This is a genomic window from Thalassococcus profundi (assembly GCF_003344785.1).
Taxonomy (GTDB): Bacteria; Pseudomonadota; Alphaproteobacteria; order Rhodobacterales; family Rhodobacteraceae; genus Puniceibacterium; species Puniceibacterium profundi.
Genome location: NZ_QPMK01000005.1, coordinates 207702 through 233919 on the forward strand (window position 1 = coordinate 207702; position 26218 = coordinate 233919).

Annotated in this window: 24 protein-coding genes; 16 read left to right on the plus strand and 8 right to left on the minus strand. The window is 67.1% G+C overall.

All coding sequences use genetic code 11. The features are described from left to right. The first annotated feature begins 1 nt into the window (after nt 1). Nucleotides 2-1603, plus strand: a complete 1602-nt coding sequence (locus tag DU478_RS09290) for a xanthine/uracil/vitamin C permease (protein ID WP_114510675.1) — start codon at nt 2-4, stop codon at nt 1601-1603. 62 nt (nt 1604-1665) lie between these two features. Further along, nucleotides 1666-3003, plus strand: coding sequence for a guanine deaminase (gene guaD, locus DU478_RS09295; RefSeq protein WP_114510676.1), 1338 nt, complete (start codon nt 1666-1668; stop codon nt 3001-3003). 163 nt (nt 3004-3166) lie between these two features. Here the strand turns inward: guaD and DU478_RS09300 are convergent, their stop codons facing one another. After that, nucleotides 3167-3778 carry a cupin domain-containing protein gene (locus DU478_RS09300; RefSeq protein WP_114510758.1) on the minus strand — a complete coding sequence of 204 codons (612 nt, stop codon included), beginning with the start codon at nt 3776-3778 and terminating at the stop codon, nt 3167-3169. Between the two features lie 241 nt (nt 3779-4019). Between DU478_RS09300 and DU478_RS09305 the strand changes: the two genes are divergently transcribed. From DU478_RS09305 to DU478_RS09345, 9 genes are all read left to right on the plus strand, one after another. Then, a complete protein-coding gene (locus tag DU478_RS09305; RefSeq protein ID WP_114510677.1) occupies nt 4020-4757 on the plus strand; it encodes an ABC transporter substrate-binding protein in 738 nt (245 codons plus the stop codon). Between the two features lie 61 nt (nt 4758-4818). Next, entirely contained in the window at nt 4819-5475 is a 657-nt protein-coding gene (locus tag DU478_RS09310) for an amino acid ABC transporter permease (RefSeq protein ID WP_114510678.1), read from the plus strand. After that, nucleotides 5472-6203 (plus strand): amino acid ABC transporter ATP-binding protein, encoded by a 732-nt coding sequence (locus DU478_RS09315; protein ID WP_114510679.1) that lies wholly within the window; start codon nt 5472-5474, stop codon nt 6201-6203. Before DU478_RS09310 ends, DU478_RS09315 begins: the two co-directional genes overlap by 4 nt. Nucleotides 6204-6215: 12 nt before the next feature. After that, nucleotides 6216-7472: an NAD(P)/FAD-dependent oxidoreductase gene (locus tag DU478_RS09320; RefSeq protein ID WP_114510680.1), complete on the plus strand. Its 1257-nt coding sequence runs from the start codon at nt 6216-6218 to the stop codon at nt 7470-7472. 339 nt (nt 7473-7811) lie between these two features. Then, the gene (locus tag DU478_RS09325; protein WP_114510681.1) at nt 7812-8753 is read left to right on the plus strand and encodes a nucleoside hydrolase; all 942 of its coding nucleotides are present in this window, start codon (nt 7812-7814) and stop codon (nt 8751-8753) included. A 22-nt stretch (nt 8754-8775) separates the two neighbouring features. Next, nucleotides 8776-9312 (plus strand): hypothetical protein, encoded by a 537-nt coding sequence (locus DU478_RS09330; protein WP_114510682.1) that lies wholly within the window; start codon nt 8776-8778, stop codon nt 9310-9312. A 44-nt stretch (nt 9313-9356) separates the two neighbouring features. Beyond that, nucleotides 9357-9803, plus strand: a complete 447-nt coding sequence (locus DU478_RS09335; RefSeq protein WP_114510683.1) for a GNAT family N-acetyltransferase — start codon at nt 9357-9359, stop codon at nt 9801-9803. Then, nucleotides 9803-10231, plus strand: coding sequence for a GNAT family N-acetyltransferase (locus tag DU478_RS09340; protein WP_233501178.1), 429 nt, complete (start codon nt 9803-9805; stop codon nt 10229-10231). Before DU478_RS09335 ends, DU478_RS09340 begins: the two co-directional genes overlap by 1 nt. 73 nt (nt 10232-10304) lie before the next feature. Continuing rightward, nucleotides 10305-11726 (plus strand): protein adenylyltransferase SelO, encoded by a 1422-nt coding sequence (locus DU478_RS09345; protein WP_114510684.1) that lies wholly within the window; start codon nt 10305-10307, stop codon nt 11724-11726. A gap of 130 nt (nt 11727-11856) precedes the next feature. Here the strand turns inward: DU478_RS09345 and DU478_RS09350 are convergent, their stop codons facing one another. Next, on the minus strand, nt 11857-12747 hold the full coding sequence (locus DU478_RS09350; RefSeq protein WP_114510685.1) for a DMT family transporter: 891 nt from the start codon (nt 12745-12747) through the stop codon (nt 11857-11859). A gap of 139 nt (nt 12748-12886) precedes the next feature. On the opposite strand from DU478_RS09350, the gene DU478_RS09355 reads away from it, so the two are divergent. The 3 genes from DU478_RS09355 to DU478_RS09365 all read left to right on the plus strand — a co-directional run bounded on the left by DU478_RS09355 (nt 12887) and on the right by DU478_RS09365 (nt 15715). Then, on the plus strand, nt 12887-13834 hold the full coding sequence (locus tag DU478_RS09355) for a zinc transporter ZntB (RefSeq protein ID WP_158545762.1): 948 nt from the start codon (nt 12887-12889) through the stop codon (nt 13832-13834). A 98-nt stretch (nt 13835-13932) separates the two neighbouring features. Next, complete coding sequence (locus DU478_RS23560) at nt 13933-14787, plus strand: DUF533 domain-containing protein (protein WP_114510687.1); 855 nt, start codon at nt 13933-13935, stop codon at nt 14785-14787. Nucleotides 14788-14821: 34 nt separating this feature from the next. Then, nucleotides 14822-15715 carry a DMT family transporter gene (locus DU478_RS09365; protein WP_114510688.1) on the plus strand — a complete coding sequence of 298 codons (894 nt, stop codon included), beginning with the start codon at nt 14822-14824 and terminating at the stop codon, nt 15713-15715. Nucleotides 15716-15751: 36 nt separating this feature from the next. Here DU478_RS09365 and DU478_RS09370 read toward each other — a convergent pair whose 3' ends face one another. After that, nucleotides 15752-17020, minus strand: a complete 1269-nt coding sequence (locus DU478_RS09370; protein ID WP_114510689.1) for a DEAD/DEAH box helicase — start codon at nt 17018-17020, stop codon at nt 15752-15754. 331 nt (nt 17021-17351) lie between these two features. Between DU478_RS09370 and DU478_RS09375 the strand changes: the two genes are divergently transcribed. Then, nucleotides 17352-17762, plus strand: a complete 411-nt coding sequence (locus tag DU478_RS09375; protein ID WP_114510690.1) for a Fur family transcriptional regulator — start codon at nt 17352-17354, stop codon at nt 17760-17762. Between the two features lie 212 nt (nt 17763-17974). On the opposite strand, the gene ccmE is transcribed toward DU478_RS09375, so the two are convergent. The 5 genes from ccmE to DU478_RS09400 form a co-directional block, all read right to left on the minus strand. After that, nucleotides 17975-18424, minus strand: a complete 450-nt coding sequence (gene ccmE / locus DU478_RS09380; RefSeq protein WP_114510691.1) for a cytochrome c maturation protein CcmE — start codon at nt 18422-18424, stop codon at nt 17975-17977. 58 nt (nt 18425-18482) lie between these two features. Next, a complete protein-coding gene (gene argC / locus DU478_RS09385) occupies nt 18483-19511 on the minus strand; it encodes an N-acetyl-gamma-glutamyl-phosphate reductase (protein ID WP_114510692.1) in 1029 nt (342 codons plus the stop codon). A 63-nt stretch (nt 19512-19574) separates the two neighbouring features. Then, entirely contained in the window at nt 19575-20387 is an 813-nt protein-coding gene (locus DU478_RS09390) for a glutamate racemase (RefSeq protein WP_114510693.1), read from the minus strand. 27 nt (nt 20388-20414) lie between these two features. Beyond that, nucleotides 20415-21299 carry a lysophospholipid acyltransferase family protein gene (locus DU478_RS09395; protein WP_114510694.1) on the minus strand — a complete coding sequence of 295 codons (885 nt, stop codon included), beginning with the start codon at nt 21297-21299 and terminating at the stop codon, nt 20415-20417. A 77-nt stretch (nt 21300-21376) separates the two neighbouring features. Further along, entirely contained in the window at nt 21377-24802 is a 3426-nt protein-coding gene (locus DU478_RS09400) for an indolepyruvate ferredoxin oxidoreductase family protein (protein WP_114510695.1), read from the minus strand. A 166-nt stretch (nt 24803-24968) separates the two neighbouring features. Here DU478_RS09400 and DU478_RS09405 point away from each other — a divergent pair, with 166 nt between their 5' ends. Next, the gene (locus DU478_RS09405) at nt 24969-25874 is read left to right on the plus strand and encodes a LysR family transcriptional regulator (RefSeq protein ID WP_114510696.1); all 906 of its coding nucleotides are present in this window, start codon (nt 24969-24971) and stop codon (nt 25872-25874) included. Nucleotides 25875-26218: the final 344 nt, after the last annotated feature.

Consider the following 26218-nt stretch of genomic DNA (forward strand, 5'->3'; position numbering starts at 1 on the left):
CATGGACGGGAGGACCTACAACTACAAGCTGTTCAGCCGCAGCGATTTCAGCGCCTTCTGGGCGCTGTTCACCGACAATCTCGTGAACCTTTTGATCCTGTCCGGCGTCTGCCGGTTCGTGTTCCAGATGCCCGCCGAGATCGTCTTCGGACGCATCGTGCCTGGCGCAGCCATCGCCATCCTGGCCGGTGTCGCCGTCTACACCTACCTGGCCAAATGGGCCGCGAACAAGCAGGGCAAGGACGTCACCGCCCTGCCCTACGGCATCTCGACGCCGGTCATGTTCGTCTACCTCTTCGGCGTGATCGGCCCGATCTACTGGGCCACCGAAGATCCGCTCCTGGCCTGGCAGGTGGGCATCGGCGCCGGGTTCATGGGCGGCATCGTCGCGGCGCTCGGCGCGCTCGTCGGGCCGTTCCTAAAGCGCATCACGCCCCGCGCCGGCATGCTGGGCACGCTCTGCGGCATCGCGCTCGTCTTCATCGGCGCCGTGCCGCTGGCCGAGATCTTCGAACATCCGCTGATCGGCTTCACCTCGCTGCTGTTCATCCTCTGGGGGCTGATCGGGCGCTTTCGCCTTCCGGGCAACGTGCCCGCGGGCCTGGTCGCCATCGCGGCGGGGACCGTTATCGCGCTGGTGCTCGGGAAATCGCAGATCGACGTCAGCGGCATCGGGTTCTACCCGCCGGTGCCGTATGTCGGCGACCTGGTGGCCGGCATCCAGTACCTTTTCGCCAACCCTGAGCTGTTCCTCGTCCTGATCCCGGTGCAGATCTACAATTTCATCGAGACCATGAACAACGTGGAATCCGCCGAGGCCGCCGGCGACCGCTATCCGGTGGGCCTGTGCCAGGTGACCGATGGCGCGGGCACGATGCTCGGCGCACTGTTCGGCTCGCCGTTTCCGACGACCGTCTATATCGGTCATCCCGCCTACAAGCGCCTCGACGCCCATGCCGGGTATGTCGTCGGCGTCGCGGTGGTCATCGCCGCCGCCGCGTTTCTCGGCCTGCTTTCTTTCCTCGCGGGTCTGATCCCGATCGCCGCGGCGGCACCGGTGCTCGTCTTCGTCTCGGTGAGCCTCATCACCAACACCGCCTGGGCGGTGAAGCCCACGCACATGGCCGCGGTGTCCTTCGCGATCCTGCCGCATATCTCGGCCTTCCTGATGGTGAAGTGGGGGTCCTTGATGAACGCCCTCCGGTCGTCGGGAGTCGAGGGCCTGCCCGCGCTGGGCGACGACAGCCTGACCGCCGCATTGCTGACCGAAGGGGCGCATTTCGAGGGGCACCTCGCGCTCAGCCAGGGCGCGATCATCACCGGGCTGATCTGGGGCGCCATCGTGGCCGATGTCATCGACGGACGCTTCAAGGCCGCGGGCGGCTTTGCCCTGGCTGCCGCCCTGATGTCGTCCGTGGGGATCATCCATTCCTACACGCTGCAGGTGCCGCAGTTCGACGGCATCAGCATCGGCTACCTGATCGTGGGAGCATTCCTGTGCTTCTACCCGGTCTTCGCGCCGAAAGAGGACCTGGAGCATCGCGTCATCGTGCCCGATGAGCCCGATTTCATCGACGACGACGTCCCCGCCCAGCGGGCCTGACACCGGCGGGGCGGCCGTTGCACCGCCCCGCTTTTTAAACCTGCAAAGACTCCGGAAAATCCATGACACAGACCCTGCTCCGCGGCCGCCTGCTGACCTTTCACCGCGCACCGCAATCCGGCGACGACCGTGCCGCCTATACCTATCTCGACGACGGCGGGCTGCTGATCGCGGACGGGATCATCCGGGACACGGGACCGTTCGACACGGTGCGGGCCATGGCGCCGGACACGCCGGTCACCGATCACCGGCCGCACCTGATGATGGCGGGGCTCATCGACACGCATATTCATTTTCCTCAGGTCCAGGTTATCGCCTCATGGGGCGCACAGTTGCTGGACTGGCTGAACACCTACACCTTTCCCGAAGAGACCCGCTTCGCGTCGGAGGCGCATAGCCAGACTATGGCACGCGCTTTCTTCGACCAACTCGTCACGCATGGCACGACCACCGCGGTTGCCTTCTGTTCGGTCCACAAGGCCTCTGCCGACGCTTTCTTTGCCGAAGCCACCCGGCGCAACATGCGGATGCTCGGCGGCAAGGTGCTGATGGACCGCAACGCGCCAGACGCGCTGCGCGACACGCCGCGAACGGGCTACGACGACAGCAAGGCGCTGATCGCCGACTGGCATGGCAAGGGCCGGAATGGCTACGTGATCTCGCCGCGTTTCGCGATCACTTCGACCCCGGAGCAGATGGCGATGGCACAGGCCCTGGCCGCGGAGCATCCGGAGTGTCACATCCAGACGCACCTGTCCGAGAACAGGGCCGAAATCGACTATACCAAAGAGCTTTACCCGCAGGCGCGCGACTATCTGGACGTGTATCAGTCCCACGGTCTCTTGCGCGACAACGCGCTGCTTGGACACGCCATACACCTCGAACCCCGCGAGATCGACGCGCTGGCCGACACCGGCGCGCACCCGGTGTTCTGCCCGACCTCCAACCTCTTTCTCGGCAGCGGGCTGTTCGATCACGGCGGCCTGACGGCACGCGGCATCGTCAATGGCATCGCGACGGACGTGGGGGCGGGCACGAGCTATTCGATGCTGCAGACCCTGAACGAGGGCTACAAGGTGCTTCAGTTGCAGGGCCAGTCGCTGCATCCCTTGCAAGCCTTCCACTGGGCGACGCGCGGCAATGCCGAGGTCCTGGGTCTTGCGGACAGGATCGGCACGCTCGACCCCGGCAGCGAGGCGGATATCGTCGTGCTCGACAGTGCCGCGACCGACGCCATGGCGCTGCGGATGGACCGCGCCGGAAGCCTCGCCGAAGAGCTTTTCGTGCTGCAGGTCATGGGCGACGACCGCGCCATTGCCGAGGTCTACGTGAACGGCGTCTCGCAAAAGGCGAGCCACGCGCCGCAGAGGTCCCGACCGCCGGTGCCCGCAACCGCCTGAAAGTATCGTACCTTCGCGATGGTCATGGCCTTCGCCGAGGCAAGCAACCAAGCGTCGCATCGCGCCACCGTGCGACTGCGGCAGCACCGGCCTCCGGCCGGCGGTTGATGCACCGACCCACGCAGCGCTCTGGCCCCGGGGACTTGACCCCGTCCAATGCGCCCTACCAGACCGGCGGCGTGGTCACCCAGACCACGCGGGTCCGGTCGTTGCCGAGATTGCGGAAGCGATGCGGGCGTCGGCTTTCGAAATGGAAGGCATCGCCCTCGCCCAGCACGAACCGGTCGTCCTCGACCCAGAGCTCGAGTTTCCCGTCAAGCACGACGCCGCATTCCTCGCCGTCGTGGGAATAGGACTCCTCTCCAGAGCTGCCGCCGGGATCGAGGACGATCTCCATCACCTGCAAGGCCCCGTCGTCATGCGCGGTGAGGAAGGACTTCACCATGCCCTTGTCGCCGAAGTCGACGGTACGCCGGCGCCCGGTGCGGACGATGATCCCGGTTTCGCGGCCGCCGCCGTCGGTGTCGGCGAAAAGCGACAGGAAAGGGATGCCGATCACCTCGCAGATCGCCCGCAAATTCCGGATCGAAGGCGAAGAGATGCCGCGCTCGATCTGGCTCAGCAGCCCGGTTGAAATGCCCACCCCCTCGGCCACGGTCTGCAGCGACAGCCCGCGGCCCTTGCGCGCCTGGCGTACCGCCTCTCCCAATGAGGTGTCGTCCATGCCGCTCATCGGATCGGACAGAAGCCTGGCTTCATTTTCGGCAGAGGTCATGGGCGATTCTTCATCCTGATGAATGTTGGCGTCGCGGACGGGCCGCGTCACATCCCTTGCATAACCGTTTCTTGGAGAAGAATGAACAAAAACCAGTCAGAATCAATCATATTTCAGTGTCGTGAAGAAATTTCAGAAAATCTGTTGCAAGCCATCATTTCTTCATTATCGTGAAACCATACCAAAACCGCGTCACCTGCTGCGGCTTCAAGCGTGACGCCAGAAACAGGGAAGACTGCCGATGAAATTCCGCTCGATTGCCTTGGCCGGGGCGCTTGCGCTCTGTGCCGCCCAGGCCCAGGCCCAGGACCTCACCGTCGGGGTGACCACGACCGGCGTGCCCTTCACCTTCGTCGACACCGGCACCCAGGCGCCCACCGGCGCGATGGTGGACCTGGCCGCGGCCATCGCCGAAGACCTGGAGATGACGCCGAACTTTGCCGTCACGCAGTTCTCGGCCCTGATCCCCGCGCTTCAGACCAGCAAGATCGACGTCATCTCGGCCGGCATGTTCGCCACCGACAAGCGCAAGGAGGTCGTGGATTTCTCCTCTCCGGTCTACAGCTACGGCGACGCGGCCTTCGTGGCGGCGGATGACGAAGGCACTTACCAGATCGAGGACTTCGCGGGCGAGGTCATCGGTGCGCAGATCGGCACCACCTTCGCCGACCAGCTCCAGGCCCGCGGCATCTTCGAAGAGGTGAAGCTTTACGACAGCCTCGTCGACATCATGCGCGACGTGCAGCTGGGCCGGATCAAGGCGGGCTTCGGCGACAAGCCGATCATCGCCTACCAGATCGCCCAGAACCCGAACCTCGGGGTGAAGCTGGTCGAGGGCTACACCCCCATGGGTATCGGCGAGGTCGCACTGGCGGTGTCGAAGGACAACCCGGAGCTGCTGGACAAGGTCAATGCCGCCATCGCCGAGATGGAGCAAAGCGGCGAGCTGGCCGAGATCTTCGGCAAATACGGCCTCTGACACCTCATCGGCGGGATGCGGGCCCGGCCCGCGTCCCGCGCGCCCCTGACAGGAGGCCCGCATGTCCCCCCTTCACGAGCGGATCCAGGAATACCTTCCGCTGCTTGTCACCGGGCTCTGGCAAACCGTTGCCGTGACCCTGCTGTCGCTTGTCCTTGCCTCGACGCTCGGGCTGGTCTGGGCGCTGATGCGCAGTTCCGGCACCCGGTGGCTGAGCCTGCCGGCGCGCTACATGGTCGAATTCCTGCGCGGCATCCCGATCCTCGTGGTGCTTTTCTACATCTACTTCGTCATGCCCGAGCTCGGGCTCGACCTCTCCGCCTTCCAGGCCGGGGTCGTGGGGCTCGCGCTGACCTATTCCTGCTACATCGGCGAAACCTTCCGCGGCGGCATCGAGGCGGTGGACCGCGGCCAGGTCGAGGCGGCGAAATCCATCGGCATGAAGCACGGCAAGATGATGCGCCGCATCGTGCTGCCTCAGGCGGTGCGCATCGCCCTGCCGCCCTACGGCAACAACATGGTAATGCTGCTCAAGGACAGCAGCCAGGTGTCGGTGATCTCGGTCGCCGAACTGACCATGCAGGGCAAGATGCTGGCCTCCTCGACCTTCGACAACATGACGGTCTTCACCATGGTCGCAGCCCTCTACCTGTGCCTGACGATCCCGCTCAACATGCTGATGCGGCACGTCGAACTCAGGATGGGAGCGGCGTCGTGATCCGGTTCGAGAACGTCCACAAGTCTTTTGGCCGCCACGAGGTGCTGCGGGGCATCGACGCCGAGGTCGACAAGGGCCAGGTCATGTGCCTGATCGGCGCCTCGGGCTCGGGCAAGTCGACGATGCTGCGCTGCGTAAACGGGCTCGAGGACTACCAGTCCGGCCGCATCAGCATCGACGGTGAGACGGTCGACGCCCATGCCGCGTCGATCCACGCGATCCGCACGCGGGTGGCCATGGTGTTCCAGCGCTTCAACCTGTTCCCGCACATGACCGCGCTGCAGAACGTCATGGAAGGGCCGATCCATGTCCTGGGCGAGAACCGCGACGAGGTGCGCGCCCGCGCGCAGGAGCACCTGCGCCGCGTCGGGCTGGCCGACAAGATGGACTTCTATCCCTCCGCCCTGTCCGGCGGGCAGCAGCAGCGCGTTGCCATCGCCCGCGCGTTGGCCATGCGTCCCGATGCCATCCTGCTGGACGAACCGACCTCGGCGCTCGACCCCGAGATGGTCGGCGAGGTGCTGTCGGTGCTGCGCGACCTGGCGCAGGAGCGCATGACCATGCTGATCGTCACCCACGAAATCCAGTTCGCCCGCGAGGTCGCCGACGGCGTGATCTTCCTCGACCAGGGGCGCATCGCCGAACGCGGCAGCGCCGATGACGTGCTGTCGCGCCCCACCCATGCCCGCACGCAGGAATTCCTGCGCCGCGTCACTCACCCCGTCTGACCGGAGCCTCTCATGGCCTTTCCCTCTCTCTGGGCCGAAACCGCCCCCGCCCCGCCGGTCCGTGCCTCTCTGGAAGAAAGCCTGCGCTGCGACGTGCTGGTGATCGGCGGCGGCTTCCAAGGGCTGTCGGCGGCGCTGCACCTGGCCGAGGCCGGCACCGATGTCGTGCTGCTCGAGGCAAAGGAGCCGGGCTTCGGCGCCTCGGGCCGCAACGGCGGGCAGGTGATCCCCGGGCTGAAGGACGATCCCGACACGCTCGACCGGCTCTGGGGGCCAGAGGCCAGCGCATTTGCCGGAGACACCGCGGACACGCTCTTTGCGCTGGTGGCGCGGCTCGGGATCGACTGCGACGCGGTTCAGGGCGGCTGGATCCAGGCCGGGAACCGGCAGGTGCATCTGCCGGCGCTTCAGGCCCGGCTGCGGCAGTGGCAGGTGCGCGGCGTGGCCTGCGACTGGCTCGACGCCGCCGAAATGGCGCAGGTCACCGGCGCGCGCGGGTTTCTCGGCGGCTGGCGGGACCCCCGCGCCGGACGGGTTCATCCGCTGAAGCTCGCGCAGGGGCTGGCGAAAGCGGCGGAGGCAGCGGGCGTGCGACTGTTCACCCGCAGCCCTGTGGAGCGACTCGACCGCAGCGGCGCGGGCTGGCGAGCGCGGCTGTCGAGCGGCGCAGAGGTCACGGCAGAGCGGGTGATCGTTGCGAGCAACGTCTACACGCCCCCCAGGCTCGACCCGCAGCTGGCGCGCGCCACGGTGCCGGCCAACAGTTTCCAGGTCGCCACCGCGCCCCTGAGCGACGCACAACTGGCCCGCATCCTGCCCGGCGGAGAGGTGGTGTCCGAAACCCGCCGCGTCGGGACCTATTTCCGCATCGGCCCGCAGAACCGCCTGATGGTCGGCGGGCGTGGCAGTTTTGCCGATCCGCAGGGTCCGGCGGACTTTGCGCGGATCGAAGCGGAGCTTGCGGCGCTGTTCGGCACCGGGTTCGAGATCACGCACCGATGGTTCGGTCGCGTGGGCATGACGCCCGATCACCGCATGCGGCTCTGCGTTCCGGCGCCGGGTCTGCTGACGGCGACCGGCTTCAACGGGCGTGGCGTGGCGCTGTCGGTGGCGCTCGGCAAAGCCATGGCGGCACATGTCGCGAAGGGCGCACCGCTGCCGATTCCGCCCAGTTCGGAGATTCCCACGCTGCCCTTCCATGGCCTGCACCGGATCTACGGCGGCATCGCAATCCACTACTACCGCCTGCGCGACGCACTCGACCGGTGACAGCGCCACTTGGCCGGTAGGTCTGTCGCTCCGATCCGGCCCGCGACAACCGCCGCGGTACTGATGCGCACGTGCATCCTCGTGCGGAATGCGCGCACCGATCGGCGCTCGACAGGGCGTTTCGCGGGTCGCCGCATCGCGTGGCGCGACATCGCGCGCAACAAAGGGGCGCCACCGATCCGCACGAACCGACCAGGCGCCCGGCGCCCCTCGACACCCAGTGCAACGCGCCCCGCCTCGCCATGACTCGGGGCGAACCCTCAGCGGCCTCGCGCCGAGGCCACTTGATCGCGGCTGGCGGGCATGCGACCACCTAGGCCTGAGGCGAGGACACAGGCCATGGCAGCGCGCAAGATCATCATCGACACCGATCCCGGGCAGGACGACGCCATCGCGATCCTGCTGGCGCTGGCCTCTCCGGCCGAGATCGACCTGCTGGGCATCACCGCCGTGGCGGGAAACGTGCCGCTGCCGTTGACCGAAAGCAACGCGCGGCGGGTCTGCGAACTGGCCGGACGGCCGGACATGGCGGTCTACGCGGGCTGCGACGCGCCCCTGTCGCGGCCGCTCATCACAGCAGAGCATGTGCATGGCGCGGGCGGCCTCGACGGGCCGGACCTGCCCGATCCCACGATGCCCTTGCAGGACCGGCACGCGGTCGATGTCCTGATCGACACGCTGCGGTCCGAACCGGCGGGCAGCGTCACGCTCTGCCCGCTGGGGCCGCTCACCAACATCGCCACCGCGCTGCAGCAGGCGCCCGACATCGCCGAACGCATCGCCGAGATCGTGCTCATGGGCGGCGCCTATTTCGAGGTCGGCAACATCACCCCCACAGCCGAGTTCAACATCTACGTCGACCCCGAAGCCGCGGATATCGTTTTCAGATCCGGCGTGCCCCTGACGGTCCTGCCGCTCGACGTCACCCACAAGGCGCTGGTCACCACCCCGCGCAACGACGCCTTCCGCGCGCTTGGCACGCCGGTGGGACTCGCGGTTGCGGAAATGACCGATTTCTTCGAACGCTTCGACAAGGAGAAATACGGCTCCGACGGGGCGCCGCTGCACGACCCCTGCGTCATCGCCTACCTGCTGCGGCCCGACCTTTTCTCCGGCCGCCACATCAACGTCGAGATCGAAACCGGGTCCGAGCTGACGCTGGGCATGACCGTCGCCGACTGGTGGGGCGTGACCGACCGCGCGCCCAACGCGATGTTCATCGGCGACCTCGACGCGCAGGGGTTTTTCGACCTGCTCACCGACCGGCTCGCCCGCCTCTGACACCAACGGACAGGAGACACCGATGCTGCAACCCCTGCTGACCGCCTTTTGCCTGACCGCCGCCGCAACCCCGGCACTCGCGCAGGATTTCGACGACCGCTGGGAGGTGCTGGGCACCTTCACCGTGTCCACCGCGGCAGGTGAAACGACGCTCTACGCGCTCGAAGACCGGGTCGACGGCGACGCCTTCATCAACATCACCGAAGCGGGCCCGTTTTCCGTTCTAAGCCTGACAGGGGCCACGCCCGGCCCCGAAGGCCAACCGGTGGCGCCCTATATCTCCGTCTCCATCGGCCCCTTCACCAATACGCCCGACGGCACCGCCGGGGTCGAATGGCGCGATGGCGGGCAAGCCTACTACGCCAATGTCGACAGCGGCACGAAGGCCAGCCTCGAAGGGTTCGAACTGACCGACGACGGCCAGCTGAGCTTTTCGGTCGCAGCCTCCGAGATGCGCGCCCTGACCACCGACGCCAATTACGACTACGTGCCTGTGCCCGATGTGGCGCCCATCGCGCTCGACGCCGCGTTCTCCGGGCGCCTGCCCGCGGACGGCTGATCCGCGCCGCAACCACAAGGACGGACCATGACCCGCAGACCGCGATGAGATCGCTTCAACTCGCCACCTCCGAAGACATGGAGACGCTGCTGCCGCTGGTGACCGCCTTCCATGCCGAACAGGCCTTTGCCGGAGACGAGGCGCACCGCCGCGCGGCACTTCAGCCGCTGCTCGACGGCTCCCCGCATGGCGCGATCTGGCTGATCGGCCCGCGCAAGGCGCCCGTGGGCTACATCGCCATCACCTTCGGCTGGTCGATCGAATACGGCGGGCTCGACGGCATCGTCGACGAGATCTACATCCGCCCCGCCGTACGCGGCCGCGGCATGGGATCCGAGGCGCTCTTTGCAGTCGGCAAGGCGCTCAAGTCCGGCGGCGTGCGCGCCCTGCATCTCGAAGTCGACCGCGCCGACGAAGCGGCGCAGAAATTTTACACCCGCGCGCGGTTCGCGCCGCGCGACGGCTACATGTTCATGTCGCGCGTGCTCTGATGCGTCCCCGTCCGGCGCCGCCCGGCTTCGACGACTGGGACAGGCTGCTGGCGCTGATCCAGCGCAGCTTTGCCGCGATGGAAGGGCGCATCGACCCGCCTTCGTCCGCCCGACTGCTGTCCACGGACAGCCTGCGCGCCCGCGCCGCACGCGAACGTCTCTACATTCTGCCCGACCTCTCGGCCTGCGCCTTTCTCGCGGAACAGCCCGACGCGCTCTATATCGGCAAGCTCGCGGTTGCGCCCGAGGCGCAGCGCCGCGGCCTGGGCCGTGCCGTCATCGCCGAAGCCGAAGCGCTGGCCCGCCGGCCCGGCCTGCCCCGCCTGCGGCTCGAGACTCGGGTCGAGCCGTCGAGAACCACGCCGCCTTCGCCGCCCTTGGCTTCGTGCGGACCGCCGCAAAGGCGCATCCCGGCTACGACCGCGTGACATCGATCACCATGGAGAAGCCGCTGAGCCCGCGCCCCTTTTCCGAAGGGACCAAACCGCCTACATACCATCCATGAGCCTGCACATCCCCTTCGACAACAGCTACGCCACCCTGCCCGACGGGTTCTTCACCCGTCTCGACCCGACGCCGGTGACCAAGCCGTCGCTCATTGCCTTCAACCGACCGCTGGCCGAAATCCTCGGCATCAGCGCAGATGACGAGGCCGAGCTTGCCGCGGTCTTCTCCGGCAACCGCCTGCCGGACGGCGCCGCACCGCTTGCACAGCTCTACGCCGGCCACCAGTTCGGCCAGTTCAACCCGCAGCTGGGCGACGGCCGCGCGATCCTGCTGGGCGAAACCGTCGGCACCGACGGTGTGCGCCGCGACATCCAGCTGAAGGGCGCGGGCCGCACGCCCTATTCGCGCATGGGCGATGGCCGCGCCTGGCTGGGGCCGGTGCTGCGCGAATACCTGGTGTCCGAAGCGATGCACGCGCTTGGCGTGCCCACCACCCGCGCCCTCGCCGCCGTGCGCACCGGAGAGACGATCATCCGCGAAACCGGCCCCGTCCCCGGCGCGGTGCTGACCCGCGTGGCGCAAAGCCACATCCGCGTCGGCACCTTCCAGGTCTTCGCCGCCCGGCGCGATTACGACGCCCTGCGCACCCTCTACGACCACACCGTCGCCCGCCACTATCCCGAGGTGCAGGACCCCGCCGAGTTGCTGGCCGCCGTCGGCGCACGCCAGGCCGAACTGGTGGCGCACTGGATGAGCCTCGGCTTCATTCACGGGGTGATGAACACCGACAACTGCACGCTCTCTGGCGAGACCATCGACTACGGCCCCTGCGCTTTCATGGACGCTTACGACCCCGAAACGGTGTTCTCCTCGATCGACCGGTTCGGGCGTTACGGCTACGCCGCCCAGGCCGACATCGTGGTCTGGAACATGGCACAGCTTGCCACCGCGATGGTGCCGCTGATGCCGGATGGCGAAGCCGCCGTGGCCGCGTTCACCGAGATCGTGCATGCCTTGCCGGACCGCATCCGCGCCGCGTATGAACGGCGCTTCGCCGCCAAGATCGGCATCGCGTCGCCGCGCGACGGCGACACGGCGCTGGTCACCGACCTGCTGACCCGGATGCAGGCCGAGGGCGCCGATTTCACCAACACCTTCCGCGCCCTGGCCACCGGCACGCCGCGCGACGAGTTCCGCGATCCCGCCGCCTTCGACAGCTGGGAGCCGGCCTGGCGCGCCCGCATCGCAGATGAACCGGACCCGGCGGGCCTGATGCGCGCCACCAATCCCGCTGTGATCCCGCGCAACCACCGCATCGAAGAGATGATCGCCGCCGCGGTGGAGGGCGACGACGCGCCCTTCCACCGGATGCGCGAGGTGCTGTCCCGCCCCTTCGAAGACGATCCCGACGCCGCCGACCTGCGCCGCGCGCCCCTGCCCTCCGAAGTGGTCCCCGCCACCTTCTGCGGCACCTGACGCCTGCGCGCCACCGCGCTTCATCAGCGCAGCGGCGGCCCCGCGCGCCCCTCCTTCATCTTGCCGATAAACTCCAGAGAGCACGAGAGACAGCGTCTCTCGTATCGGCCGCAGGCCGATCCCGCAGCAGTCACGCCACCCGGCGCCGCCGGTTGATCAGCACGATCCCCACCGCCACCAGCCCGAGCGCGCCCAGCGTTCCCGGCCCCAGCGGCTCGTCCAGCAGCAGCCAGCCCATCCCCACCGACAGCACCGGCGACAGGAATGAAAACGCCGCCACGTCCGAGGCGGGGTAGATCGAGATGAGCCAGAGCCAGAACAGGAACCCCAGGCTCGCCACACAGACCGCCTGGAACAGCAGTCCGGCCCAGTGGATCGCGGACGGATCGCGCAGCAGCGGACCGAAGAGCGGCGCCAAAGCGACCAACGCCACCGCCGAGACCGCAAGCTGCCAGAACAGCTGCGTCTGCGGCGGTGCGTCCGAGATCGGCGTCAGCCGCACCGTGAGCGCGATGCCGGTCCAGGCCAGCGATGCGCACACCGCCAGGAGGTCGCCGCGCAGGTCGCCCGCGCCGCGGCTCTGCGGATCGTAAAGCGCCCAGACGACGCCCGCCATCGCCAGCACCAGTCCCAGCGCGCGGCGCCGCGACAGGGTCTCGCCGGGCAGGGTGAAATGCGCGATCAGCGCCAGCCAGACCGGCATCGAATACAGCATGATCGACGCCCGCGACACGGTGGTGAGATCGAGCGCAAGGAACAGGCAGACGAACTCCACCGTGAAGAGCCCGCCCAGCAGCGCGCCGGGTTTCCAGTGCCGCCGCAGCCCGGCAAAGCCGATGCCGCGCAGCCAGACCCAGGCAGCCAGTGCGGCCAGCGCCAGCACCGACCGCAGGCCGGCGCCGAAGACCGGCCCGATGCCGCCGTTGGTGACCTTGATCACCACCTGGTTGAAGGCCAGCATGGTGGCGAAGGTCACGAGCCCCGCGGCCCCTGCGAGGTCGATGGATGACTTGCGTTGCATCCCGCCCTTGGACACCCGCGGCGCAGCGCCGTCAAGCGGCTCTGACCGGCGGCTCTGGCACCTCGGCGCGATATCGGGCAGTCTCGAGCAAAGAGTACCCGGTTCCAAGAGGTTACCCCCTGCCCATGACCCTGTGCCCATGATCCCGATCTGCGCCTTCGACATCTTCGCGGACGGCACCTCCCGCCCTCTGTCCGACCCCGACGCGCCCCGCACCGGCGCCTATCGCTGGATCCATTGCGACCTGAACGCGCCGGGCGTGACCGACTGGCTGGACGCGACCCTGCCCGAAACCGCGGCCGAGGCTTTGCAGCAGGTCGAAACCCGCCCCCGGGCGGTCGGCAATTCCGGCGGGCTGGTGCTGGCCTTCCGCGGGCTCAACCTCAACGCCGGGCAAAGCCCCGAGGACATGGTGGCGATCCGCATCTGGGCCTCGGACACGCTGATCGTGACCGCCCGCATCCGCCGGATCTATGCCGCCGAAGAGATGCGCGCGCAGGTCGAGGCGCAGAACGCGCCGCCGAACCCCGCCGCCTTTCTCGCGGCGTTGCTTGAAAATCTCACCGACCGGATCGAGGACAACGGCGTGGCGCTCGAGGACCGGCTCGATGCGCTCGAGGACGTGCTCTTCGTCGACGACACCGACCCGGTCTGCGAAACCCTGCCGGAACTGCGGCGGGGCGCCATCCGCCTCAGCCGGTTCCTGGCGCCGCAGGCCAACGCCCTGCACGCGCTGCTCGACCACCGCCTGCCGGTGCTCGACGACGAGGCGCGCGAGGATATCGGCGAGATCGCCAACCGCGCACAGCGCGCCGTGGAAGAGCTCAACGCCGTGCGCGAACGGTTGGCGGCGCTCAGCGATCACCTCGACATGCGCCAGAACGCGCGGCTGTCGCGCAACTCCTACGCGCTCTCGGTGGTGGCGGCGGTGTTTCTGCCGATGGGCTTCCTCACCGGCCTCTTCGGCGTCAACGTCGCGGGCATGCCGGGCACCGAGAACCCGATGGCCTTTGTCTGGCTGACGCTTGCGAGCCTTGGCATGGGCGGCGCGGTCTGGTTGGTGCTGCGGCTGCTCAAGCTCTACTGACCCGCGGAACCGCCCGGGCGGCCCGGGGTTTTCCCCTGCACAAAGGCGCGATCTGTGCCATGGTGGCGCAAACGTCTACTGCAGAGGAGGATTTGCACATGGGTCTCATGGGAACATTGGCCAAGGTCGCCATCGGGTATGCCGCGGCGCGCGGCGTCGACAGGTTCTCGGGCGGTCAGGGGGCCGGCAAGCTTCTGGGTGGCGGCGCACAGGTCAAGGGCAAGAACCCCGCCTCGCACACCCAGGCGCAGATCGCAGACCAGATGTCAGACGGCAGTCTGCCGCAGGGCAGCAATCCGATGGACGCGATGATGGCCAAGATGAAAGAGCACGGCATCGACCTGTCGCGCTTCACCGGCGGCACAGGCGGCGCGGCAGGCGCCAACCCTCTGGCCGGCATGATGCAGCAGATGATGGGCGGCGGCGCCGGTGCGACCTCGACAGGCGGTGACCGCGGCGGGCTCCTGTCCTCGGCAGGGTCTGGCGGCGGCGCCATGGGCGGCCTGATGGGCGCGCTCGGCGGGGCCGCGGCGATGCAGGGCAAGGGCATGGGTGCCCTTCTCGACCAGTTCAACACCAAGGACACCGCGCCCGAAGCGGAAAAGACTGCCGGGCTGATGCTGCGGGCGATGATCCAGGCGGCCAAGGCCGACGGCGGCATCGACGAATCCGAAAAGGCCAAGATCCTCGCCACCGTGGGCGACGACGCCAGCGCCGAGGACATGGCCTTTGTCCAGGCCGAGTTGAAAAAGCCGGTCGATGCCAAGGCGCTTGCCGCCGAAACGCCCGAGGCGCTGCGGGCGCAGGTCTATTCCGCCTCTCTCATGACGATCCGCGTCGACACCCAGGAAGAGGCGGAATACTTGAACGAACTGGCCAGCGCCATGGGCCTTGAGGAGCCGATGGTGAACATGATCCACATGCAGATGGGGCTGAAGCCGCTATACAAGTAACCCCCGGCCTCCGCCCTTTCCATCAAGGACCGTCATGGCCCGCACCTCCCTCTACGGCGTGCTGCTCGCGACATTCGCCGCGCTGTTGCTGTCGCCCGACGCGCTGTTCCTGCGGCTGTCGGACATGGACGGCATGCAGATGCTGGGCTGGCGCGGGCTGTGCATGGGAACGCTGTTCCTGAGCGCCTGGGCTCTGACCAGCCGCACGCGCCGGGCCGACATGGCGACACTGGCCGCTCCGGCGGGGATCACGGTGATCCTGGCGCAGTTCTGCAACGCCTCGCTGTTTCCCAACGCCATCGCCCTGGCGCCGGTGGCGGTGGTGCTCATCGCCATCGCCACAGTGCCGGTGATCGCGGCACTGCTGTCATTGGTGATCTACGGCGAACGCACGCCGCGGGCCACCTGGATCACGACGCTGCTGGTGCTGGCGGGCATTGCCCTCGCGGTCAGCGGCGAAGGCGCCGCCCCGCTAGCCCCGCGTGCGGCCCTTGGGGCGCTCTTCGGGCTGGGGGTGGCATTCACGCTGGCGCTGAACTTCGTGACCCTGCGCCATGCGCCGCAGGTCCCGATCCTGCTGGCGGTGGGCCTGGGCGGGCTGATGGCTGGCACCCTAGGATTGTCGTTGACCGGGGTGGACCGCATGACCGACGGATCGGTGCCGGCGATCCTTGTCACAGCGCTGCTGATCATCCCGGTGTCGTTCTTCCTGCTCTCGGTCGCGTCACGCCACACGACGGCGGCGAACGTCAGCCTGCTGATGCTGCTGGAAACCGTGCTCGGGCCTATCTGGGTCTGGCTCGGCACCGGAGAGGCGCCGACGCCGCGCATGTTGCTGGGCGGCGCCATCGTGGTCACGACGCTGACGGTCTACCTGATCGTCTCTGATCGGCAGGCCCGGCGCCGGCGCAGAGCCGCGCTGGCCTGAGGGGGAGCCGCGCCGCCGGGGCGGCGCGTGCAAATCTTAAGCGGCCTTGGCGCGATTGGGCCGACGGCGACGCCGGTTACTGCTTTTGCCGCTGCCTGGCTTCTGGCCACCGCCGCCACCGGGTCCACGCCCGCCGCCGCGTTTGCCGCCACCGCCCTGACCCGGCGCCTCGACACCCTCCCACGGGCGGCCCGAGGCCACCGGGATCGTCATCTTGAGCACCTTCTGGATGGCGCGCAGTTCACCCGCCTCGTCCGGCGCACAGAACGCCACGGCAGCGCCGTCGCGCCCGGCCCGCGCGGTGCGGCCGATCCGGTGCACGTAGTTTTCCGGCACGTTGGGCAGGTCGTAGTTGTAGACATGCCGTACCGCCGGAATATCCAGCCCCCGCGCCGCCACGTCGGTGGCGACCAGCACCCGCACGGTGCCGTCACGGAACGCCTGAAGGGCGCGGTCACGCTGGCCCTGGCTCTTGTTGCCGTGGATCGACGCCGCGGCGAACCCGGCCTTTTCCAGCTGTTTCATCAGCTTTTCCGACCCGTGCTTGGTGCGGCCGAAGACCAGCGCCAGCTCGTCCCGGTGGGTGTCCAAAAGCTCGATCAGCAGCGCCTGCTTTTCCGACTTGGCGATGAAATGCACCGATTGTTCGATCTTGTCGGCGGCCTTGCCCGGAGGGCTGACCTGCACCTTTTGCGGATTGTCGAGGTATTCTCCGGACAGCTCTTCCATCAGTTTCGGCATCGTGGCCGAGAACAGCATGGTCTGGCGCTTCGCGGGCAGATGCCTGGAGATCTGGCGCAGCGCATGGATGAACCCCATGTCGAGCATCTGGTCGGCCTCATCCAACACCAGGAAACGGGTCTGGTCGAGCCGGACGGCGCGGCGGTCCAGCAGGTCGATCAGCCGCCCGGGCGTGGCGACCAGCAGATCGACGCCGCGCTCCAGCCGCTTGGACTGGGCGTTGAGTGATTGCCCGCCCACCACGACGGCCACCTTGAGCGGGGAGCCTTGCGTCAGGTCGCGCAGGGTGTCGGCGATCTGGCCGGCCAGTTCGCGCGTCGGCGCCAGGACAAGGCCCTGCACACCCTTGGGTTCGGGCCGGCCCATGGCGCCGATATGCGCCACCAGCGGCAGGCCGAAGGCGGCGGTCTTGCCGGTGCCGGTCTGCGCAAGACCCATGACGTCGCGTCCGTCCATGGCAAAGGGGATCGCCCCCTTCTGGATCGGCGTCGGTTCGGTCAGGCCCATATCGGCCAGGCGCGCCACGAGCTTCTCGGGCAGGCCCATCTGTGTAAAATCGTTCAAAGTCAGTCCTTTCAGGGTGCGCGGCTCGCGCGCCCTATTTGGCCCCTGCGGGCCACATCGGTGGCGGGGCCGCATGTCAGCACCGGACCCCATGCCCGAATGCCGCCGCACCCCATGCCCCACGCGTGAATTTGGAAGCGTCCCGAGGTCTTTATAGACACGCGGCGCATCTGGCGCCGGTCACCTGCTCACGCGGCAGAAGACAATCGGTGAGTGGCAAATGCGCCCTCGGGGCGATAAAGTCAAGCGCTGCGTCGCAGCGGCGGGCAATCGGGCCTTGGCCTTGCCCGCCCGGATTGGCTAAAGAGGCAGCACCAGACCGCGAGGCGCCATGTCCGATACGATCATCTCTCGCTGCGAAGCCAAGGGGCTGCGCATGACCGACCAGCGCCGCACCATCGCGCAGGTGCTCGAGGACGCGATGGACCATCCGGACGTGGAAGAGCTTTACGCCCGTGCCGCCGAACGCGACCCGCGCATCTCGATCGCCACGGTCTACCGGACGGTGAAGCTGTTCGAAGAGGCGGGGATTCTCGAGAGGGTGGAATTCGGCGACGGGCGCGCGCGCTACGAGGATGCGGAGCGGGACCACCACGACCACCTGATCGACATGCACTCGGGCGAGGTGATCGAATTCGTCGATCCCGAGATCGAGGCGCTGCAGGAAAAGATCGCGCAGAAGCTGGGGTATCGGCTCAAGGGCCACAAGCTGGAGCTTTACGGCGTGCCGATCAAGAAGTGAGGGCAAACGCGCCGTGCACGCCGCGCTAGCGTCGGGCCGCGGTGCGGCGATGCCGCTCGGCGCATTATGCCCGCCTGGTCCGCACGACCTGGCCACGTCGCACCCAGTCCCGTCAAATCGCCGTGCCGGGGGGCGGCCCGGCGATGGCGCGGCGGCGGCCCAAGGCCGCCTTGGTTCCGCGCCTGCAAGTCCGGCAAGGGCAGCGTGCGCAGCTAGCTCCCCGGTTCCTGGTAGACGCCCTGCTCCTTCAGCGCGTCCACGACTTCCTTGGGCATGTAGGTCTCGTCGTGTTTGGCAAGGATTTCCGTGGCTTCGAAGGTTCCGTTCACAAAGCTGCCGGTGCCCACCATGCCCTGGTTCTCTTCGAAGAGATCGGGCAGGACGCCGCTGTAGACCACCGGCACCGACGCGCCGCCATCGGTCACGCGAAAGCGGATCTGCATGCCCTGGCCCCGCTCCAGCGAGCCTTCCTCGACCAGCCCGCCGATGCGGAAGACCTCGTTGGGCGCGGGCGGTGCATCGGTCACCTGGCTGGGCGAGCGGAAGAAGTTGATGCCGTCACGCATCGCATAGCCGATCAGGCCGGTCGAGATGACCAGTGCCACCGCCGCCAACGCCACGATCTGGATACGCCGCTTTTTCTTGAGCGATTTCAACGCCATCAAGACCCCTCCTCATTCGGCGCTGCAAAGAACGCCGTCGCCTGGACGCAGCATAGCCTCACGGGAAGCACGGCACCAGCATAAGCCCGGCGGTTTCGTCCTCACCCAACATCAAATTCGCGTTTTGCAATGCCTGCCCAGAGCTGCCCTTGGTCAGGTTGTCGAGCGCGGCCACGACGATGGCGCGCCCCTCGATCCGGTCCCCGGTCACGCCGATATGGCAGAAGTTCGAACCGCGCACATGGTGGGTCGACGGCGTCTCTCCGAACGGCAGGACCTCGATGAAGGGCTCGTCGGCATAGGATTTTTGCAAAGCGTTCAGAACGGCTTGCGGGTCGCCCTTGACGTAAGTCGTGGCCAGGATGCCCCGGTTCGCCGGGATCAGATGCGGGGTGAATTGCACCCGCACGGGACGGCCAGCCAGGGCCGAGAATTCCTGGTCGAATTCCCCCAGGTGCCGGTGCGTGCCGCCGACGGCATAGGCGTTGGCCCCTTCGGACAACTCCGCATGCAGCAGGTTTTCCTTGAGGCTCCGCCCCGCGCCCGACACCGCGCATTTCAGATCGAGGATAATGTCGTCAAGGTCGATCACCCCGCCCGTGATGAGCGGCCGCAGAACGTACTGACCGGTGGCCGCGTTGCAGCCCGTGCCCGCCACCAGCCGCGCCGCGGCGATCTCGGCCCGGTAGAATTCGGTCAGGCCATAGACCGCTTCCTTCTGCATCTCCACGGCGCCATGCGGATTGCCGTACCACTTGGTGTACGCCTCGGGATCGCGCAGCCGGAAATCCGCCGACAGGTCCACGATCTTGAGATCCTTGGGCAGCTCGCGGATCACCTCCTGGCTGGTCTTGTGCGGCAGGGCGCAGAAACACAGGTCGATCTGGGAAAAGTCGATCTGCTCCCAGGTGACAAGCTCCGGCAGGTCGAGGTGGCGCAGATGCGGAAACACCTGCGCCATGCTCTGACCGGCCTTGGAATTGGCGGCAAGTGCGGCGATCCGCATGGTGGGATGGGTGGCGATCAGCCGGATCAGCTCGGCCCCGGTATAGCCCGAGGCGCCGATGATGGCGATGTTATGGGTCATGTGCAGGCTCCCTGCGCAATTGGTCTGGAATAGCAGTCTAGAGGGATCGCGGATGGAGGACCATCACGCTTTGTCGAAGGCGATCCGTCGTCGCAGGAACTGCGTGGCCCGGTCCGACACCCGCTTGGGATCGCCGGTGGTGAGGAACAGCGAGTCCTTCCCCGGCCCGAGCATGTCGGGATGCCGGCCCAGGTAATCGGCGAGGCTTTCAGCCACGAGGTTGGCCTGCGAATAGACCGACACATTCGGCCCCAGCGCGTCCTGGAAAACCTCCTGCATCAGCGGGTAATGGGTGCAGCCCAGGATCGCGGCGTCGGGTTCGGGCATCTTGCGCTTGAGCGCGTCCACGTGGGACCGCACCAGCGCCTCGGCGAGGATCATGTCGCCCTCTTCGATGGCATCGACGACGCCGCCGCAGGCTTGCGCTTCGACATCGACACCGATGGCGCGGAAGGCCAGTTCGCGCTGGAAGGCACGGCTGCGCACAGTGGCGGGCGTGGCAAACAGCGCCACGGTCTTGACCGCCACTTCGCGCGGCGGGGAGTTGTCGCCCCACTGCCGTTCGGTCAGCGCCTCGATCAACGGCACGAAGACCCCCAGCACCCGCTTGTCGCGCGGCACCCAGCTTTCCTGCATCCGCCGCAGCGCCGCGGCGCTTGCCGTGTTGCAGGCGAGAATCACCAAGTCGCAGCCCGCGTCCCAGAGCCGTTCGACGGAGGCGCAGGTCAGCGTGTAGACGTCATCGGCATCGCGCACGCCGTAAGGTGCGTTGGCGCTGTCGCCGAGGTAGACGAAGGGTACCTCGGGCAGCCGCGCCGCGACCTTGTCGAGCACGGTCAACCCACCCAGTCCCGAATCGAACACACCCACGGCCATGACGGACTTTCCTCAGGTCAGAACGGCTTACGCCTTCATCTTCCAGTGTTCCTCGAATTCGAAACCGTAATCGAAGGACGCCAGAGGATTCGGACTAAGCTCATACGTCGCTTTGCGGAGGAAATCCATCATTGCGCGGCAGTCCTGTGCGCGGGCCTGCAATTCGGCCTGCGGGATCGGCTGACCGATGACCACGCGCACCGGCGTGTCGACCCGTTTGCGGAACTCCTGGATCAGCAGACCCATGCGCAGCGTCGTGTGCAGGTGGCTTGCCAGTTGAAAGAGCCGGCTGGTGTGGCCGTCGAAATAGACCGGCACCACGGTGGCGCCGCTTTTTGCGACCATCCGCGCGGTGAAGCTGCGCCAGCCCGGATCCATCGGCTTGGCGAAGGGCGTCACGGCGGTGGACACCGTGCCGCCGGGAAAAACGCCCACCGCCCCGCCCTGCGCGAGGTAGGCCAGCGCCGTCTTGCGCGTCTCGACGTTCTGCGCCACCGCCTCGCGCGTGCCGTCGAAGGACACCGGCAGGATCACCCGCTCGAGGTCCGCCGCCTTGCGGAAGATCCGGTGCGCGAGGATGCGGAAATCGCCCCGCACCACCGACAGGATATGCCCCAGCATCAGCCCGTCGAGGATGCCGTAGGGATGGTTGGCGATGACGATGAGCGGCCCGTCGCGCGGGATGCTGTCGAGGCTGCCGCCCACGACGTCGAGCTTCAGCCCGTAACGCTCGACCATCACCTGCCAAAAGTCCCGGCCCGCGGCGACCTCGGCCTCGTAGCCACGGGCGCGCTTGATCAGGCTCAGCCGACCGGTCGCGTTCTCCATCAGCCGGATCATCGCGCGCCCGCCGCGGGTGCTGGCGGAATAGGAATAGCTGATGTCACGCGCGATCTGGCGCCGGTTGTCCATTCAAGTGCCCCGTGGCTGGTCCCGACCCTGTCTTGGCGCAGATGTGTAACAGCCGCGTAAACGTTTCATGTCACGGCTCATTGCGCCGCCTTGTCCGCCACCTCGCCACCGGCGCGGATCACCGCGAGCAGTTCCTCGCGGCGCTTGGCGGCGCGTTCGGCGTTGAGTTGCTTTACCGGTCCGAAGCCCTTGATCTGCAAGGGCAGTTCCGCCAGCGCCAGAATCGCGTCGCGGGTTGCGGGCGTGACCTTCGGCAGGACCTCGGCCATGTCCGCCTCGTATTCGCGGATCAGCGCCCGCTCCATGCGCCGTTCGTCGCTGCGCCCGAAGGGATCGAGCGGCGTGCCGCGCAGCACCTTGAGCCGCGCCAGCAGGGCAAAGCCGCGCAACATGCCCTCGCCAAAGCGTTTCTTCTGCGGGCGGCCGTCCGGACCGATCTTCGACAGGATCGGCGGGGCCAGGTGGAAGGACATGCGGAAATCGCCGCCGAACTGCTCCGCCGCCTTGCGCCGGGTGTCGAGATGCAGGCGCGCCACCTCGTATTCGTCCTTGTAGGCCAACAGCTTGTGATAACCCTTTGCAACGGCCTCTTTCAGCGCAGCATCCGAAATCCCGTCGACCAGCTTGCGGTAGCGTTTTGCCAGCCGCTTGCCCTGGTAGGCGCGCAGGTGCTCGGCCCGGAAGGCGATCTTGTCCTCCAGGGACTTCGGCAGCGCGACGACCTCCGCAGGACGGAGAAGCTGCGCCGCCGCCGCTGGGTCCAGCACCGCCCAGCGCCCGATCTCGAAGGCGCGCAGGTTCTTTTCGACCGCGGCACCGTTAAGCTCGATCGCCGCTGTCAGCGCGTCTTTCGACAGGGGCACCAGCCCGCGCTGCCAGGCCGCGCCCAACAGCATCATGTTGGAAAAGATCGAATCCCCCATCGTGGCCCGCGCCAGTTCCGACGCGTCGAAGAGATCCAGCCGGTCGCCAAGCCGCGCCTCCAGCGCCATGGCCAGCCGGTCCGAGGGCAAGGCAAAGTCGGTGTTGCGGGTGAACTCGCCGGTGATGATCTCGTGGCTGTTGACGACGCCGCCGGTGCGGCCGGTCTTCATCAGACCGATGGTCTTGGCCCCGGCGCTGACCACCAGATCGCCGCCGATGAGCGCGTCGGCCTCTCCGGTGGCGACACGGATGGCGCTGATGTCCTCGGGCGTTTCGGCCAGGCGGCAGTGGATGTGCACCGCCCCGCCCTTTTGCGCCAGGCCCGCCATTTCCATCATGCCCGCGCCCTTGCCGTCGATCTGCGCCGCCTGCGCCAGCACCGCGCCGATGGTCACGACACCGGTGCCGCCGACGCCGGTGACCACCATGTTCCAGGTTCCGTCGATCCGCGGCAGCACGGGGTCCGGCATGTCCGGCAGCTCGAGCGCGGTCGTGGCGCCCCTCTTCATCTCTGCGCCGTCGAGCGTCACGAAGGACGGGCAGAAGCCCTTGAGGCAGGAGAAATCCTTGTTGCAGGCGCTCTGATCGATGGCGCGCTTGCGGCCCAGCTCGGTCTCTGCGGGCACGATGGCGACGCAGTTCGACTGCACCCCGCAATCGCCGCAGCCTTCGCAGACATCTGTGTTGATGAAGACGCGGGTGTCGGGGTCGGGAAACCTGCCGCGCTTGCGGCGGCGGCGCTTTTCGGCGGCGCAGGTCTGGACGTAGACGATGGCCGTCACCCCCGGCACGGTGCGCAGGTCGGTCTGGACAGTCTCCAGATCGGCCCGTTCATGGGTCTCGACGCCCTTGGGAAAGGACGTGAGGTCCATCTCTTCCTTCTCGTCGTAGACCACCGCGACGCGGCCCACCCCCATGGCCTTGAGTTCGGCGGCGATCTGCTGCGGGCTGAGGCCCCCGTCGTTCTTCTGCCCGCCGGTCATCGCCACGGCGTCGTTGTAAAGGATCTTGTAGGTGATGTTGGTGCCCGCCAGCAGCGCCGCGCGGATCGCCTGCACGCCGGAATGGTTGTAGGTGCCGTCACCGAGGTTCTGGAAAACGTGGGGCCGGTTGGAAAACGGCGCCTCTCCGATCCAGTTGGCCCCCTCGCCGCCCATGTGGGTGAATCCGGTGGTTTCTCGGTCCATCCATTGCACCATGTAGTGACAGCCGATCCCCGCATAGGCGCGGCTGCCTTCCGGCACCTTGGTCGATGAATTATGCGGGCAGCCGGCGCAGAAATACGGCAGACGCGCCGCGATCTCGGTCTGATTGTCGGCGCGCCGCGCCTCGCCCAAGTCGCCCAGCGCCGCCTTGATCCGGTCGGTGCCCCTGCCCTCCTCGACGAGAATTTCGCCCAGCTTTTCGGCGATCAGGAACGGATCGAGCGCCCCGCGCGTCGGGAAAAGCTCCGGCCCGTGCATCGACCCCGCGCCGCCGCCCTTGTGCCAGCCGTAGACGCGCCGCCCCTGCCGGTCGTTGAAGATCGCCTCCTTGATCTGCACCTCGATCAGCTTGCGCTTTTCCTCGACCACCACGATCAGGTCCAGCCCCTCGGCCCAGTCGTGGAACCCCTGCATGTCCAGAGGAAAAGTCTGTCCGACCTTGTAGGTGGTGATCCCCAACCGCGCTGCCTCGGCCTCGGTCAGACCCAGCAGCGACAGTGCATGCACGAGGTCGAGCCAGTTCTTGCCCGCCGCCACCAGCCCGATCTTGGCACCGGGCTTGCCCCAGACGCGGCGGTCCATGCCGTTGGCCCGGGAGAACGCCTCTGCCGCAAAGCGCTTGTGGTCGATCATCCGCGCTTCCTGCGCATGTGGCGTGTCCGCGAGGCGGATATTGAGCCCGCCCTCGGGCATGTCGAACGCCGGGACCACCAGCGACATGCGCTCCGGTCGGCCATCGACCACCGCCGTCGCCTCGACCGTGTCCTTCATCGTCTTGAGCCCGACCCAGAGGCCGGCAAAGCGCGACAACGCATAGGCATAGACGCCGTAGTCGAGGATTTCCTGCACGCCCGCGGGCGAGACCACCGGCATGTAGGCATCGACCATCGCCCATTCCGACTGGTGCAGCACGGTCGAGGATTCGCCGGTGTGATCGTCGCCCATGGCCATGATGACGCCGCCATGTTTCGAGGTGCCGGCCATGTTGGCGTGCCGCATCACGTCGCCCGACCGGTCCACCCCCGGCCCCTTGCCGTACCAAAGCCCGAAGACCCCGTCGTACTTGCCCTCGCCGCGCAGCTCCGCCTGCTGGCTGCCCCAGAGCGCCGTCGCAGCCAGGTCCTCGTTCAACCCTTCCTTGAAAAGCACATCCGCCGCCGCCAGTTCCTTCGCCGCGCGGTTCATCTGCATGTCCACCGCCCCCAGCGGCGAGCCGCGATAGCCGGTGACGTATCCGGCGGTGTTCAGCCCCGCCGCCCGGTCGCGCGCCTTCTGCATGAGCATCAACCGGACCAGAGCCTGCGTGCCGTTCAGCAGCACGCGGTCTTTGCCGAGGTCGAACCTGTCGTTCAGGGTGATGTCTTGTTTGGTCATCGCTCGCCTCCCGTCGCCCAATGATCGCACATTTCGCGGTGATTTTAGGTCAAAATAGCTGACCTTACTAGCGGTTTGTGGTTGTATTTCCGAGCCTACACAGCCTTATGCCCTCAAATCTTCATTCTTTCGTGTTTTGCTGCACGAACAACGGAAAGCCGCTCTCATGGACTGGGACAAGCTCAGAATATTTCACGCCGTGGCCGATGCCGGGTCGCTCACCCATGCCGGCGACACGCTGCACCTGTCGCAATCGGCGGTCTCGCGCCAGGTGCGCGCGCTCGAGGAATCGCTCAACACCACGCTGTTTCACCGCCATGCGCGGGGGCTGATTCTCACCGAACAGGGCGAATTGCTGTTCGACGCCACCTCGTCGATGCTGAAACGCATCGACGCCGCCACCGCCCGCATCCGCGATTCCGAGGAAGAGGTGTTTGGCGAATTGCGCGTCACCACAACCACCGGCTTCGGCTCGCTCTGGCTCGCGCCGCGCCTGCCCAAGCTCTACGAGAAATACCCAGACCTCAACATCGACCTGATGCTCGAGGAGCGGCTGCTCGACCTGCCCATGCGCGAGGCCGACGTGGCCATCCGCATGAAGGAACCCAGCCAGGCCGACCTGATCCGCAAGCGGCTGATGCACATCCGCATGCGGCTCTACGCCTCGCCCGAATACCTGCAGACCCACGGCGCGCCGCAAACCATGGACGACATGTATGCCCATCGCCTGATCTGCCAGAACCCCCGGTCGGCGCAGGTGGGCGCAGGCCTGAACCTGGTGCAGGAACTGATGACCTTCGACATCCGCTCCACCCTCACGGTGAACAACTATTTCGGCGTGTTGCAGGCGGTGATCTCGAACCTCGGAATTGGCGTGTTGCCCGATTACATCATCGAGGATTTCCCCAGCATCGTGCGTGTCCTGCCGGACGTGGAATCGAACGAGGTGCCGGTGTTTCTGGCCTACCCGGAAGAATTGCGCCAATCCAAGCGGATCGCCGCGTTCCGCGACTTCGTGCAGGAGGAAATCTTTGCCCATCGCCAACAGATGAAGGCCAAGCAGCTGGACTGACGAGTGTGATATGCATGGCACGCATAGCGGGAATGCTGCATCTGCGGCGCGATATTTCTTGATCGTTCGCCGAACGCCCCCTAATTGAGCATTCGAACGATGCAGCGCCCTACGGCGCGTCATCTTCAACCTCCCTGTTGGACTTCGGCCGAGCTTTTTAGCTCGGCCTTTTTTTTTCGCGGGCGCCGCCATCGGCGCCAACGACGGCTTCGTCGCGATCCAAGGCGAGCCGCGCCGCCGCATCGACCGGATCGCGAGCGGCCTCCGGCAGCACAATCGCGTGGCAATGCCGACCCCCGGCGTGACTCGCGGCTGTCGACCGAATGGTGCGATGCGACGAACCG